The organism is Adhaeribacter rhizoryzae, assembly GCF_008629685.1.
Classification (GTDB): domain Bacteria; phylum Bacteroidota; class Bacteroidia; order Cytophagales; family Hymenobacteraceae; genus Adhaeribacter; species Adhaeribacter rhizoryzae.
The window spans coordinates 40,111-55,276 of the sequence record NZ_VWSF01000017.1 but is presented as its reverse complement, the minus strand read 5'-3'; the positions used below and the strand labels follow the sequence as shown (position 1 = coordinate 55,276).

Annotated in this window: 9 protein-coding genes; 4 read left to right on the top strand and 5 right to left on the bottom strand. The window is 43.7% G+C overall.

From position 1 onward, the window contains the following. Nucleotides 1-36 precede the first annotated feature (36 nt). The 3 genes from F0145_RS18595 to F0145_RS18585 all read left to right on the top strand — a co-directional run bounded on the left by F0145_RS18595 (nt 37) and on the right by F0145_RS18585 (nt 5,679). Nucleotides 37-3,066, top strand: a complete 3,030-nt coding sequence (locus tag F0145_RS18595) for an AsmA-like C-terminal region-containing protein (RefSeq protein WP_150090735.1) — start codon at nt 37-39, stop codon at nt 3,064-3,066. 156 nt (nt 3,067-3,222) lie between these two features. Further along, the gene (gene aspA / locus F0145_RS18590; protein WP_150090733.1) at nt 3,223-4,659 is read left to right on the top strand and encodes an aspartate ammonia-lyase; all 1,437 of its coding nucleotides are present in this window, start codon (nt 3,223-3,225) and stop codon (nt 4,657-4,659) included. Nucleotides 4,660-4,956: 297 nt separating this feature from the next. Next, complete coding sequence (locus F0145_RS18585) at nt 4,957-5,679, top strand: hypothetical protein (protein ID WP_150090731.1); 723 nt, start codon at nt 4,957-4,959, stop codon at nt 5,677-5,679. A gap of 698 nt (nt 5,680-6,377) precedes the next feature. Here the strand turns inward: F0145_RS18585 and F0145_RS18580 are convergent. The 5 genes from F0145_RS18580 to F0145_RS18560 form a co-directional block, all read right to left on the bottom strand. After that, nucleotides 6,378-7,160: an L-fucose dehydrogenase gene (locus tag F0145_RS18580; RefSeq protein WP_150090729.1), complete on the bottom strand. Its 783-nt coding sequence runs from the start codon at nt 7,158-7,160 to the stop codon at nt 6,378-6,380. A gap of 72 nt (nt 7,161-7,232) precedes the next feature. Beyond that, a complete protein-coding gene (locus F0145_RS18575) occupies nt 7,233-9,551 on the bottom strand; it encodes a DUF7133 domain-containing protein (protein ID WP_150090727.1) in 2,319 nt (772 codons plus the stop codon). A gap of 27 nt (nt 9,552-9,578) precedes the next feature. Then, complete coding sequence (locus F0145_RS18570; RefSeq protein WP_150090725.1) at nt 9,579-10,946, bottom strand: 3-keto-disaccharide hydrolase; 1,368 nt, start codon at nt 10,944-10,946, stop codon at nt 9,579-9,581. 35 nt (nt 10,947-10,981) lie between these two features. Beyond that, entirely contained in the window at nt 10,982-12,325 is a 1,344-nt protein-coding gene (locus F0145_RS18565) for an MFS transporter (RefSeq protein WP_150090723.1), read from the bottom strand. Nucleotides 12,326-12,656: 331 nt separating this feature from the next. Beyond that, nucleotides 12,657-13,520: a sugar phosphate isomerase/epimerase family protein gene (locus F0145_RS18560; protein WP_150090721.1), complete on the bottom strand. Its 864-nt coding sequence runs from the start codon at nt 13,518-13,520 to the stop codon at nt 12,657-12,659. Nucleotides 13,521-14,027: 507 nt separating this feature from the next. Between F0145_RS18560 and F0145_RS18555 the strand changes: the two genes are divergently transcribed. Beyond that, nucleotides 14,028-15,065, top strand: a complete 1,038-nt coding sequence (locus F0145_RS18555) for a glycoside hydrolase family 18 protein (RefSeq protein WP_223816145.1) — start codon at nt 14,028-14,030, stop codon at nt 15,063-15,065. The last annotated feature ends 101 nt before the right edge of the window (nt 15,066-15,166 follow it).

Here is a 15,166-nt window from a genome sequence, read left to right as displayed (position 1 = left end):
TCTAACTTTATTTAATTATATTAGTTATTTAGGTAAGTGCGTTTAAACAGCGGTACTCCTTACCCCATGCATCTTTCTAAATTTTTTAAAAGAATATTAATTGGCATTCTGTTGCTGCTGGGCCTGGGCCTGGCGGGGCTGGAAGTCATGTCGCGGGTATACCAGCAAAACGCCGCTGATTATTTCCGGCAGAAGTTTACAGAGCAATCCGATTTAGTTTTGCAGCCTTTCGAAACCAGTATTTCGGTGTGGCGGCATTTCCCGAATGTTACGTTCTCGTTTAAGAATATTTCGTTGCTCGATACCAGCCATACAAATCCGGTACAGGTATTTTGGGTAAAGCGGGCTTCGGTAGCTGTACCATTGGGTCAGTTGCGGTTGCACCGGATAAAAATTAACCAGGTAGAGTTAGATGAGGTACTTTTTTACCAGCGGGTAGATAGCAGCGGCCAAAAAGTTGGTTTGCGGTTTAAGCCACGGGCCAACTCAGATACAACCGGCAGTAAATTTCCTTTTATTATTCCGCGGGTAACTATCCGGCAGGGCCGCATCATCACCCAGAATAAATATAAAAACAGCTCCTTTGCCTTAGATATAGCCCAAGCCAACCTCTCGGCCCGGTTAAGAAACCAGAAATTAAGCTTAGAAGGCAACTTAAACGGAAAAATAAAAGAAATAAAAAATAACAAACTAAGCCTTTTCCGAAACCAGACTTTTACTGCCAACGTGCATTACGTTTATGCTTTAAATCAGAAAACCGGGACTTTTTACAACACCCACGCCCTCGTAAACAATAATAAAATTTCTATTGCGGGTACGCACACCAAACTTACCTCCGGTCCGGGGGCTAAGTTAAACTTAAAGGTGGCGGGTTATCAGCCCCTGGTATATTTATTCCGGCAATTATTACCTCCGCAGGCGCAACCGTTTTTAAACCACTTTAGCACTAAGAGCAAATTACATTTTGTACTGCAACTAACCGGCGACAGCGGCCCCATGCAACGCCCCCACAACAGCATTGCTTTTAAGTTAAAGAACGGAGAATTTTATTTGCCGGCTAGTAAAAAAAATATTCGGGCGGTGCAAATAACCGGCGAAATGAACAACGGCCAGGCGCATTCGTTACAAACCAGCCAATTTACCATCTCCCATTTTTCGGCTAATACTGACGAAGGAAATATTAAATTAGGCTTACAAGTATCGGATTTTACCAAACCCACTTTTAAAGTAGAAGGTGAAGGGAAAATAGCTTTAACCGATATGGCCGGCTTTATAAATTTGCCTTTTACCCATATATCGGGCGGGGTTGTTTCGGGTAAATTAAGTTTCAGCGGCAATATTCCGGACACTTTACAAAATACCAGCTCCGACTGGCTGGGCAACGGTATTTTGCAATTACAGAATGCCGGTTTTCGGCCATTTGGTTTAAAAGTAAATTGCCGCCAGGTAAACAGCCGCTTAGCATTTACGGGCAAACTGCTGCAACTGCAAAATTTAAGCGGTACCCTCGGTGGCCGACCCTTTAAAATGCAGGCCTCTATTCAAAATTATTTTTCTTATTTGTTTAACGAACCAGGCTTTATTAAAGCTAGTGCGGATATTTACGCCGAGCACCTGGATACCGAGTGGCTGCCCGATAATTTACTGGCTTACCAGGAACCCGGAAATTCAGGCAATATTTTACTAACTAAACCAGCCCACTTACAAATTTCAACTGGTACAGCAACAGCAACGCAGCTAAACCAAAATATTAGTACTCCTGAAGTAACAAATAATGAATCGGCATTACCCACAATTCATCTGGTGCAAAAAAAACAACTAGATAAATATATGGGCCGGTACCGCAAAAACCCCTGGGAAAACACCCAAACGCAGGTAAACTTGCGGGTAGCCAATGTTAATTTGCCTGGTGGCGAAAAAATTAAAAATTTAACGGTTCAGGTAAACCAACTAAACCACCAGGTAAAATTAACACAGATGCACTTTATTACCACCGGGGGCGGCAAAGCTTCGGCAAATGGCGGTTTTAATTTAATTACTGCCGGCATTAGCCGGCCTTACTTAAACGTAAAATTGCAGTACAATAAGCTTAATTTACAGGAATTTATGCTCGATTTAGCTTCTTTAAACGAGCAAGACCAACCCCAAAATGCAGTATCGGCCAAAGCCCAAACCAAACGTAACCAGGAAAACCTGAATACCCTGCGGGAAAAAAATTATTGGTTAAACTTGCAGGTGCGCGCCAAACAAGTAGAATATTTATATTTAAAAGGCACCAACCTGCTGCTGGAGGCTAACCTGAATAAGAACCGGGCCCGGCTAACGCGGTTAAACTTACAAGCTTTCAACGGAAAAATAAGTGCGCGCGGCGAGATGCGCCTGGATGGTGCCGGAGGCAGTTTTCCGGTGCGGCTACGGTCGCAGGTAAATAATATTAACCTGCAACAGGTTTTCGCTTTTGCCGAATCGATGAAGCTGGACGTACTAAGCAGCCAAAGCATAAAAGGCACCGCCGATTGTAACTTAATGGTGTATACCCAACTGGATAAAACGTTTTCGCCTAGCTTTGCAGGAACAATAGCTTACGCCAAAGCCTCTTTTCGGAAAATGGAGCTAATACAGGTGGCTCCTATTCAAAATGCCCTGCGTTTTTTACGGAAAGAACGCACCAACCATTTATACTTCGAGGATGCCACCACCAATTTTGTAATGCAGGATTACGAGTTTATTACGCCCGGTTTAAAACTAAACAGCAACTTAACAGCTTTTGAACTGAGCGGTTCTTATACCATGGGCGGCCCCGCCCAATTAAACATGGATGTAAACGTGCTCAGTGTTTTATTCGGCAACAATAAGCGGCGCATCGAAAGAATAAAATCAGATTCGGCTACCACCCAACGCTTCCAACGAAAACAACATTTGCAGCTTTTACGCAATAATAATAAATATAAAGTGCGGCTAAGCGACCGGAAAGAACAAGAACAAACCCGCAAAGCCCTGCAACAACAATTTTTAACTTTTCTGCACCAGCACCAGATAGATACTGTTTTTTCGATGAACCGGTAGAAACCAGTTTCTTGAATATTTTTAAGGCTGCTTATTTTAGGTGCTTATCGGTTTAGCACTTCAACAATTTTACCGGAATTAAAACAAAGTTGCCGCAAAGCGGGTATTTAGCTGAATGTCCTGTTTATAAAATTAGCCTATATAAATATCTGCCGCATGCAACCTTCTTTTAGAATTGAACACGATTTTCTGGGCACCAAAGAAATTCCGAATAATGCCTACTATGGCGTGCAAACCATGCGGGCGCTGGAAAATTTTAATATTACCGGCATAACCAATGCCACCGAACCCTTGTTTATTAAAGCCTTGGGCTACGTGAAAAAAGCCGCTGCCCTGGCCAACCGCGATTGCGGTGTAATAGATCCCAAAATAGTTGAAGCCATTGTGTATGCCTGCGACAAATTAATTGCCGGCGAATACCAGGACCAGTTTTTAACCGATTTAATTCAGGGCGGCGCGGGTACTTCGGTAAACATGAATGCCAACGAAGTAATTGCCAATATTGGCCTCGAATATTTAGGCCACCAGAAAGGGCAATACGAATATTTGCACCCCAACAACCACGTTAACTTTTCGCAATCTACCAACGACGTATACCCCACCGCCCTGATGCTGGCGCTGTACCGGAAACTGGATTTTTACCAGGAAGCGCTCCTGGCCCTGCAAGCTTCGTTCGCCAACAAAGGCGTAGAATTTAAAGAAGTAATAAAAATGGGCCGCACCCAGTTGCAAGACGCCGTTCCTATGACTTTGGGTCAGGAATTTCAGGGTTTTGCTACTACGCTCGGCGACGAACTCAGGCAACTAAAACAAGCCCAAACCATGCTGCTGGAATGCAACATGGGCGGCACGGCCATTGGTACCCGTATTAATGCGCCCGAAGGTTATCCGGAGCTTTGCACCAAATATTTGGCCGAACTTACTGGCTTACCTTTTATCCTCGCCGCCGATTTAATTGAGGCTACTTCCGATACCGGTATATTTGTTCAGGTTTCGGCTGCTTTAAAACGCAGTGCGGTTAAACTTTCTAAAATTTGCAACGACTTGCGTTTGCTCTCGTCGGGCCCGCGCACCGGATTTAACGAAATATTTTTGCCGCCCATGCAGCCGGGCTCTTCTATTATGCCGGGCAAAGTAAACCCGGTAATTCCGGAAGTGGTAAACCAAACCGCTTTTTACGTAATTGGCGCCGATGCTACCGTAACCATGGCTGCCGAAGCCGGGCAATTGCAGTTAAATGTAATGGAACCGGTTATTGCTTTTAGCTTATTTACCTCCATTAATTACCTGACCAATGCCGCTACTACCTTGCGCACCCGTTGCGTAGATGGCATTAAAGCCAACGTAGAAGGCTGCCGCGAAATGGTAATGCGCAGTATTGGTATTGTTACGGCCCTAAACCCCATTGTGGGTTACGAAACCTCTGCTGCTATAGCCAAAGAAGCCCTAGCTACCGGCAAATCTATTCATCAGATAGTGGTGCTGGAACAACAACTGCTAACGCAAGCCAAATGGGACGAAGTGTATTCTTTCCAAAACATGATTCACCCGGTATTTATCAACGACAAACGCGTGGGTGTCGAGCGGAAATAATTTTCTTGGCTGAATATTAAGTAGCCAGATAAATTAAAGTAAGTATTAAGAACGAAATTAGTTTAAACTATAATTTATATTAAAATATTAATTATCAATATTTTAATATAAATTTTTAAGTTAAAATAATTTCTTCCTTACACTTCTACAAATAATAATGCCGGAAGCTCCCCTCCTGTTTTAGGAGGGGCAGAGGTGGCAAATATTTACCTGTTATTTTTTGCCTAATTTTTTATTCTTGTAATTATAATTAACCATAGTTTCTTTAATTAATATTCCCGAACCTTTAACCCTAACATGCATAAAACAAACGTTGCTATTGCTACTATTTCGTGGGTGCGCGATGCGCAGGAAGAAAAATTATTACGAGCATCTTTCTCCCAACTGGCTACTTTTGGAATTCCGGTTTTTATTACCGATGGTGGTTCTAATAGCAGTTTCCTGGATTTTCTGAGAACTTTTCCTCAGTTTAAAATATTAACCCCCACCGGTAAAGGAGTATGGGCGCAGGCGCGTACCAGTGTATTAGCCGCCACCGAAACCAAAGCGCCTTTTATTCTTTACACCGAACCGGATAAGCTTATTTTCTTCCGGGATTTTTTACCGGATTTTCTTTCCCAAGCCCCAACCGCTGAATCAACTGGCGTTGTACTGGCCTCCCGTTCGGCTACCGGATTTGCCACTTTCCCGGCTTTCCAAAGAACCACCGAAACTACCATAAACGCGTGCTGCACCGAAATAATTGGTCCTGCCGTTGATTACACGTACGGTCCTTTCCTGATGCGCCGCGAGCTGGCTCCTTACTTAAACCTGGTGCAGGAAGATATTGGCTGGGGCTGGCGGCCTTATGTGTTTGGCCTGGCACACCACTTAGGCTTCGAAGTTATTTCTTATGAAGCCGATCTTGCCTGCCCACCCGATCAACGCGAAGACAGCCGCGCCGAACGCATTTACCGGATGAAGCAGTTAACCCAGAATATTCAGGGCCTGGTTCTATCCACCACAGTGGCCTTAAAGTAAGCCGTAAATGCACTAACGCTAGTGGATAGAGACTAAAAAATATTATTTTGCCCATTCAGGGCTATGTTCTGGATGCGTATATAATCCGATGGGCTCTACCCATCGCTGATTTATTTCGCCCTTTCAGGGCTGTTCGAAGATTTTGGCATTTGCTTATCTGAACCGGGTTTGCCATTAGGCCTAGCAGTTCCACTACTTACAGGCGCTCCGGCACTAGTAAATTAAAACAAACAAGCCTTTTAGGTACTTTTATAATCTCATACCAACTTACGGTTTGTTTTCCTGTTTCATCCAGGGATAATTTTGTCCTCTTTTCAATATTTTAACTCTATGGACAAGAAAGTAATAGGCAATACCAAATAGAATAAAAAGCCTCCCATAGCGAGAACTTACCTCATTGTAGCCATTCCTGTCATTCCGCAGGAACCTTCTGCTTAGATGGCGTTACAGGTAAATTCCAGACGAGGTTTATTACCTGTTTATCCAACTCATGCACAAGATTCTTAACAGAATGACTGGGTGTGGAGGAAAGCCATTTGCTAGGCAGCTATGGAACAACATATTTACTATTTGGTATAAGTTGGTATCACTTCTGAGTTATTACACGCTAATTCCTAATAAAAAGAGGTCTGAATAATTAATTCAGACCTCTTTTTGTTTCTATTAAGTAGCTATTAAAAAGATTAGCGCTCTAAGGATTAATTCAAGGCCCGATCGAGGTGGACGTAACCGCCATCTACGTGAATAAGCTGGCCGGTAGTATGGCTGGATTTTGGTGACAGTAAAAAGGCGACCATATTGGCAATTTCTTCGGTAGTGGTCATGCGTTTTTCCAGCGGAATTTTTTCGGTAATGCATTTTAGCTTGGTTTCTGGATCGTCGAAAGTTTTAATCCAGTTTGCGTACAACGGCGTCCAGGCTTCGGCTACTATAATGGCATTTACCCGAATGTTGTAAGGCAATAATTCAACGGCCCATTCGCGCGTGAGGGCATTGCGCCCACCATTGGCGGCGGCGTAGGCCGAAGTGCCGCCCTGGCCGGTTTCGGCGGTTTTGGAGCCAATATTTACAATGCTGCCTTTGCTTTCTTTTAAGGATGGGAGTGCGTAATGCGCCATCAGGTAATAATGTACCAGATTTTTGTGCAGCGAAGCCATAAATCCTTCGTAACTACCTTTTTCCAGTCCCACCCCATCGTTTACCCCGGCATTATTTACCAGTCCGTCAATCCGGCCAAATTGATTTAAAACTACAGCAACGGCTGCCTGGTTGGCCGTTGGGTCGGTGAGTTCGGCTACAACCTGGGCGGCTTGCCCGCCAGCCTCATTTACCGCGGCTACAGTAGCTAAATTATCTTCTTCATTCCGGCCAATTATTACCGGAATTGCGCCTTCGGCGGCCAGTACTTTTACAATACCTTCGCCAATACCCTTGGCACCACCCGTTACAATAATTACTTTGTCTTTTAATCCCAGATCCATAAATTAAGTTATTACAAAGAAGGCTCAGATTTAAATAAAAATCTGAGCCTTCCAATTATAAAAGTATATTCCTTACATTCTGTTGAGTTCGGCCTCGGTAAAGGCTTTCTGGCGGCCTTTTAATTGCGTGCGAACTTTGGTTACATCCTCGGCGCTTACCTTATCGGCATTATTTTGCCACGATTTACGAATAAAGCTCAGCAACTCCGCAATATCTTCGTTGGGTAAATCTTTGTTGTAGCCAATGCCGGGCATATCGCCGTTAATCTCCGGGGCTTTGTAAACGTGGCCTTTTACGGTAACCGGACCAGTTAAACCAAATAATACCACCGAAATTAACCTGTCCTTTCTGCCGGTTACATATTCCGAGCCATTTAATGGCGGCCCTAAGGCATTAACACCATTACCGTCTGGTCCGTGGCAAGTCTGGCAGGTAGCATTAAACATAGCTGCGCCTTTCGGAAATTCTTTCCGCAGCATATCCGGATTGCGGTTAGCACGGGTATTCCGAATACTGGTAACAATGCGGCCCATTTGTTTATTAATAGCCAGGTCGGGTCCGGATGCCAGTGAAGCCAGTTCTTTGCCAAGAGTTTCTTCCTGGTCCTGCAAATTGCTGATTACAGCATCGGCTACGTACGGGTTATTGGGGTATTTTTTTACCACCTGGCGTAACAAATTATTAGCGGCCGTTTTATCGAGAGGCTGAATATTATTGGTAATAAAGGCAATATAAGGTGCCGCCAGCGTATCGGTTTCCAGCATTTGGGTTAGCACCGAAGTTACTTGCGCGTAATTGCTTTTATTTAGCACAGATGGTAAGGCGCTTAGTGCCTGCATCCGCAACGGCCAGGCCGGGTTATTTAATAAAGCTAATACTTCATCGGTTTGCAGCGCACCTAAACCTTCTAAGGTCCAGAGGGCGTGTATCGCCTGCAACTGGTTCTTCTTGTCTTTTACAATCTGCCGCAGGGCCGGAATAGCCTGAGTAAATTTGCCATCTATAAGCGTTTGCTGGGCATTATCGCGTACCCAACCGTTGGCATGACCCAATAATTTTACCAGTTGCTCCGGGTTCTGCGGCACGGTAACAGCGGCTGTTTTCTTGTTTTTGGGTACTACTTTGTAAATACGGCCGGCGCTTAAAGGCTGGGTTAACTGGCGCTTTCCAATTTCTTTTTTCAAGTAAGTGGTTAAGTAAGTTTCGTGCTGAATAATACCCCGGTACATATCTACCACGTACAACGCACCTTCGGGCGAATTATACAAACTTACCGGCCGGAAACGTTCATCCAGGCTGGAGATAAATTCGCGGTTCTGGTAAGCTTGCTGACCGTTTATGACGTAACCGGCTTCCGAAACAATATTCCGTTTAATTAAATTGGCCGAAGGTTCGGCTACAAAAATATTGCCGGCGTAGGCCGAACCAAATAAATCGCCGCGGTAAACCAAGGGTCCGCAGGCGGCGGTAAAGTTAGTCAGGCGCAGGCTTTCGTCTAAAACACCGGCCATATACCCGCGGTTTACACCCGGCGTTGGGCGAAGCGGATAAACTTTATTATCAGCTACAATTTTCCGGTTAAAGCCGGCTACACCGCGTTGGTTTTTGTTATTGGCACCTAAACCTGGCGCGAAATAATCGCCTAATAAATTTTCGGAGTTGGTGTTGTAAAACAAACGGCCGTAATTATCCTGGCTAATACCCCACTGCCCTCTGAAGTGCGTGCGTTCAATTTCCCATTTATCACCCCGCTTGCGGTAACGCTTACTCGATTTGGCATTGTAAATCCAGTTATCCATGGCGCGCAGCAAACCATTGGGCTGGTGCTCTACGTTACCGCCTTCGGTATATTTTTCGTCTACCAATATTTTTTGTACCGGCTTGTCGTTTTTAATTTTGTAATACCACAGGCGCGGCGGTTCAGCCACTAAAATACCATCTTCTATCAGGCAAATGGCCCGGGGCAACACCAGCGAATCCAGGAAAACTTTACGTTCATCGGCTACACCGTCTTTATTTTTGTCTTCCAGAATTACAATTTTACCATTGGGAATATCTTCGCCGGTACCCACGGTATCGGGCATGTAGCCAATCATTTCCACGGCCCAAATCCGGTTATTATTGTCGAAGGTTATGGCTACCGGCGTACTGATTAAGGGCTCGGAAGCTACCAATTTTACTTCAAACCCATCTTCTACCTGCATCATTTTTATGGCGTCGGATGCCGACACAAACGGCGAGGCGTTTAAATCTACCTGCGCATTGGTCAGTTTATCGTTCGCAGTTGGCGTGGTATCAGCGGCTTGCCCGCTCAGCGTTTTGTTAGACTTACAATAAAATAAAATACCTGTAAGCAGCAGTAACAGAAAGGGATAATATATTTTTTTCATCTAAATTTTAACAGCAGAAATATTAAATTAATTCAGCTCCTTTATTTTTAAGCTCCGGAAAGAAACCAGATCGCCGTGGTCCTGCAGCAAAATTCTGCCTTTAGGCGCCATGCCAAAATTAGGGTAGTCTTTGTATTTGCTGCGGGCTACCAGCGCTTGGTAAATGGGGGTACCGCGGGTATATTCAGTTACTTTCTGGCCGTTTAACCAATGCTCTACTTTGCCGTCCGGAAACACTTTTAAAATAGCGGTGTTCCACTGGCCAATGGGCCGGCGGGCCTGCGGGGTTTTAAGCGACGGAATTAAATCGTACAAAGAACCCAAGGTACGGTTGCCGGCAGCACCCATTTTGGCATCCGGGTGTTTTTCGTCGTCGAGGAGCTGGAATTCCAGACCAATAGCCGAGCCTTTGCTTTTTTCGGATTCGGTTACAAAATATTTGAGGCCGCTGTTGGCACCGGGCGTTAGTTTAAAATCAAATTTTAACTCAAAAGCGCCGTATTCTTTTTCAGTTACAATATCGCCACCGTTCGTCGATTCGCCGCCATCCGATTTTAGCACACTCAGTACGCCGTCTTTAATTTCCCAGCCTTGTTTCGGAAATTCGGTTTTGTGCGCCCCGCGCCAGCCATTAGTGGTTTTGCCATCCCATAACAAAGTATAGCCGTCTTTCTTTTCCTGCTCGGTTAATACGTTAGGCAAATTATTTACCACCGGAATATCTGCCGGCGGGCTGGCTTTCAGGTTGGTAGTTTGAATACGAATATTGCGCCACCGGATAGATTGGCCGTCGGTTTTTTGTTCTCTGCCAATAGAGTGTACCTGTAAAGCAATAAAGCCTTTGGCGGTTTCGGCATCGAGTAAATGGGCTACGGGCTGGCCATTTACCCAGGTCCGGATAGTATTACCAATACATTCCAGGCGATATTTGTTCCAGTCGGTTTTGTTAAAAGCTGTTTTGGCCGCCGGATTGGTTTCGAGTGTGTATAACCAGCCCCGGCGAGCTTCGTCGTAAATACCGCCGCTCCAGGCGCGGTCGCTGGGGTCAACTTCCATCTGGTAACCGTGTACGCGGCCATTCATGTAAGCCGGGTTGCTTAAACTCCGGAACTGAATGCCCGAATTCATGGGCTGGTCCAGTTTCAGTTCCAGTTCCAGAATAAAATCGCCGTATTCTTTTTCGGTAACTAAAAAAGAATTGGGTTCACCTTTAACAGTTGTGCCAATAATTTCGCCGTTTTTCACTTCGTAACGGGCTTTGCCGTTGAGCTGTTTCCAGCCTTTTAAATCTTTGCCGTTAAATAAACTTTGCCATTTGCCGGCACTTTTCCTTTGAGCCGATACCGAAAAACTAAAAAGCAACAACCCGGCAAAAAGTAATAATCTTAAATTCATGATAACAATTAAGTTTGGTATTAATGGTGGATAATTTAGAGTTCAACCGGTTTCATGCGGGCTGTCAGGAGCTGAATAATAATCCAGGCTAGGAAATACGCACAACCGCAAATAATAAACAGAATATTGTAACCAGCGCCAATATTGCCGGCGCTTTTGTAATATTCGAGTAAAGAGCCCACCAGCAACGGGAACAACGTAGACCCAATAGAACCGGCCATCCCGCCAATACCTACCACCGAACTAACCGCGCGTTTGGGAATAATATCCGAAACAATGGTAAAAATATTGGCACTCCAGGCCTGGTGCGCCGCAGCCGCTAAACTAATAATACCTACTGCTACCCAAATATTAGGGGCTTGCTGCGCCAACATAATGGGTAACACCGCAAAAGCCACAATTAGTAACGTGGTTTTACGGGCTTTTAAAATAGGCCAGCCTTTTTTAATTAAATAAGAAGATAAATACCCGCCGCCAATGCTGCCCAGGGTAGTAGCCGAATACACAATAGCCAAATGGATGCTTGGTTTTGTCAGGTCGAGGCTAAAGGTAGTGGCAAAGTAAGAAGGCAGCCAGAAAAGGAAAAACCACCAAATAGGGTCGGTGAGCAATTTACCAACTATAAAAACCCAGGTTTGTTTAATACCCAGCAGGCGGCTCCATTTAACTTTAGCCGCACCTTCGGCATCGGCCGGTTCGTTATCGCTGTGAATGTGGGCATACTCCTGCGGACTGATTTTTTTGTGGCGCGATGGAATTTCGTATAATAACCACCAGAAAATTAACCAGATAAAACCTATGGCACCCGTAATAATAAAAGCTTCTTGCCAGCCGTAAGCGCTTAACAACCAAGGCACTAACAGCGGCGCCGCCACTGCCCCAATACTGGTACCGGAGTTAAAAATACCGGTGGCCAATGCCCGTTCTTTTTTCGGGAACCACTCAGCTACTGCTTTTACGGCCGCCGGAAAGTTACCGGCTTCGGCCAAGCCTAATAAACCGCGTACTACACCAAAACCAAAAGTGCTTTTAACGGCGGCGTGCAACATGGCAGCAATACTCCAAACCACAACCGAAATGCCGTAGCCCATTTTGGTGCCAATTTTATCGATAAAGTTGCCGAAAATAACGTAGCCCAAAGCATAACAACCAGCAAAAATCATTACAATATTGCCGTAGTCTACTTCGGTCCAGTTAAACTGCTTTTCCAGCGTTGGTTTCAGTAAACCAATAACTTGCCGGTCGATGTAGTTGATGGTGGTAGCAAAAAACAAAAGGGCGCAAATGACCCAGCGATAATTAGTTATTTTGGATTTGTCTTCGGTTAAATCGGTTTCTGATGGCAATTTAGTGGAGTTAGGGGAGTCGGTTTTAAGCATGTGTGGTGGTAAATAATTATAATAGAAACTAAATCTGAAAACACTTTAAATTGCAATTAACTAAACCATGGGCAACTTAACAACCCTTTCTTTAAATATTGAGTTACATTATAGGAATAATTAAATAATATGTTTAAAGAAATTAATTATAGCTATGAGTTAATATCCTAAAACTGTTGCGGTATTTCGTTACAGGCGTTTAAGGGGGTTAAAAAAAGCTCCTGGCAAAAATATATTTGACAGGAGCTTTTTTTTAAATATTAAATATTAAAGATTTGTTATTTTATCTTAAAGTTACGAACAAGAGCGCTCTACGCCATATTATTGCATACTACTCTTTTAAACTTTTGAGGTAAGCCATGGTTTGCGGTACCTGCTGCCGGAACTTCGGGCTTTCGTCTTCGATAAAGTAATATTTTACACCCACTTTTTTAGCTGCTTTTAAAATGGCCGGTAAATCCAGTTGGCCGGTTCCCAAAGCAACATCGTTATCGGTAGAAGTGCCACCGGTATGGTCGCCTTTAACCCCTTTGCGCAAATCTTTCAGGTGCATCAGTTTCCAACGGTTCGGATATTTTAACAGCAACTTAGCCGGGTCGCCGCCCCCGTGAAACACCCATAAAATATCCATCTCGAACGAAACGTATTCCGGGTTGGTGTTTTTAACCATGTAATCGAAGAGGGTACCGTTTTGGTACGGAATAAATTCGTAACCGTGGGTATGGTAGCAAAAGGTTATACCATTCTCCTTTAATATTTTACCAGCCCGGTTAAAATCAGCTACGGCTTTCTGCGCATCGGCCAGCGTAAACTCTTTTTGATGCGGTATCCAGGCCGTCATAACGTAAGAAGCACCAATAATTTTTGCTTTACGCGCTACTTCTGCCGGGTCTTTTACCAACTCTTCGTAGCCAGCTCCTACCGACGGACTAGTCATACCGCGCGCATCGAGTAACTTCCGGAAGGCTTCCGGGGTAAGGCCATTAGGGTTAGTGCTGCTTTCGAGTACAGTTATTCCCAGGCTTTTAATAGAATCGAGGGTGGCCGCTACATCTACCTTCATACTGTTCCGGAAGGTATAAGTTTGCATCCCTGGCGCTTGCGGAAACAACGGCTTTCCTTTTTGGGCAAAAGTGGCGGTTACCCCAAACGTTACTATTAAGGCTAAACACAACAAGGCAATAATTTTCTTCATAATAACTTTGTGTAGTTTTTAATATTTACAACAGCTTTAATTAAATATTACTTTCTAATTTTAAATAAATCACTTTTCTGAAATAAGATTATTCTTGGTTAACAGACCAAAACTAGATTTCTGGTAAAATAATTATGGGCGTAAAAACCATTTTAAATATATAGAAAAGAATCAGAAACTATTGCCTGCCTTCCATATAAAGGACAACAGCCCAATATTTTTAAACCGGTAATTAATCATTGTTTCGCCAATAATCGTACTTTTCTCCGGGTTAATATTCTTTATTAAACAGATAAAAATTAATCCGGGACAGTAGCAGCGCTTATTAAAGCTGGTAATTACAATATTATTTATTAATAAAATAGCTATACTTTTTGTGATAAACCGGCCCAAGTTTAAGTTAAAATCAAAAATAATATGAAAGCAAAATTGCTTATACTTAAGCTTTTAGTTGCCTTCCTGCTCTGCTTAACAATTATTCCGGGGTTTTCTCAGCCTCCTAATAAAATGAAAGTTTTGGCTTATTATGCAGGAGGAGTTGAAGGATTAGATATTTATGATGTTAACCAGGTAACGCATCTGATTTTCTGTTTAGGCCGGCTGGACGGCAATAAATTTAAAGTACGCACTGCCCGCGACACGGCTATTATTCAGAAAATGGTTTTGCTAAAAAAGAAGAATCCGCAACTTAAAATAATATTATCGTTAGGTGGCTGGGGAGGCTGCGAAACCTGCTCCATTGTTTTTGCAACCAAAAAAGGCCGGCAGGAATTTGCCCAATCTATAAAAGCCCACCACCAATATTTTGGCACCGATGGTCTGGATTTGGATTGGGAATATCCTACTATACCGGGTTTTACAGGGCATAAATATGGGCCGCACGATAAAAAGAATTTTACCCGCCTGGTGCAGGAATTACGGAAAATAGGCACCCAATACGAGTTAAGTTTTGCGGCGGGCGGCTTCCGGCAATTTTTAGAAGAAGCTGTGGACTGGAAGAAAGTGATGCAACAGGTAGATTATGTAAACCTGATGACCTACGATTTAATCAGCGGCTATTCCAAAACCACCGGTCACCATACACCTTTATATTCAACGCCACAACAAGAAAACTCAACAGATTTTGCGGTTAAATATTTATTAAAAGCGGGAGTTCCGGCCGAAAAACTAATTGTGGGCGCTGCTTTTTACGGCCGGGTTTTCGAAAACGTACCCAACGTAAATAATGGCTTGTACCAACCGGGCCAATTTAAAACTACCATAAACTTTAAAAATATACCTACCCAATTGGCGCCCGACAGCGGTTTTGTTTACCACTGGGATAATATCGCCCAGGCACCTTATCTTTACCATCCGGAAAAGAAATTATTTTTTACTTACGACGATAAGCGCTCTCTGGAATTAAAAACCAAATACGTAATGGATAATCGTTTGGGCGGCATCATGTTCTGGCAACTGGCCCACGACCCTTACTACAACGGTTTGCTAAACACCATAGATTTGGTAAAAAAGAACTACACACCGGCATTACAGTCAGCAGAATAAATGGCAGTTTTAATTATAAGTGTAATTTTTAATATACTTAAAACTTTCTGTAAATATTTAAGGCTATTTAATTAATTTGCAAGCTAGTAGAGAAATAATAC

Excerpts from the sequence above, each read along its gene's own strand:
- aspA (WP_150090733.1), top strand. The coding sequence starts at position 3,223 with ATGCAACCTTCTTTTAGAATTGAACACGATTTTCTGGGCACCAAAGAA.
- F0145_RS18585 (WP_150090731.1), top strand. The coding sequence starts at position 4,957 with ATGCATAAAACAAACGTTGCTATTGCTACTATTTCGTGGGTGCGCGAT.
- F0145_RS18580 (WP_150090729.1), bottom strand. The coding sequence starts at position 7,160 with ATGGATCTGGGATTAAAAGACAAAGTAATTATTGTAACGGGTGGTGCC.
- F0145_RS18575 (WP_150090727.1), bottom strand. The coding sequence starts at position 9,551 with ATGAAAAAAATATATTATCCCTTTCTGTTACTGCTGCTTACAGGTATT.
- F0145_RS18570 (WP_150090725.1), bottom strand. The coding sequence starts at position 10,946 with ATGAATTTAAGATTATTACTTTTTGCCGGGTTGTTGCTTTTTAGTTTT.
- F0145_RS18565 (WP_150090723.1), bottom strand. The coding sequence starts at position 12,325 with ATGCTTAAAACCGACTCCCCTAACTCCACTAAATTGCCATCAGAAACC.
- F0145_RS18560 (WP_150090721.1), bottom strand. The coding sequence starts at position 13,520 with ATGAAGAAAATTATTGCCTTGTTGTGTTTAGCCTTAATAGTAACGTTT.
- F0145_RS18555 (WP_223816145.1), top strand. The coding sequence starts at position 14,028 with ATGAAAGTTTTGGCTTATTATGCAGGAGGAGTTGAAGGATTAGATATT.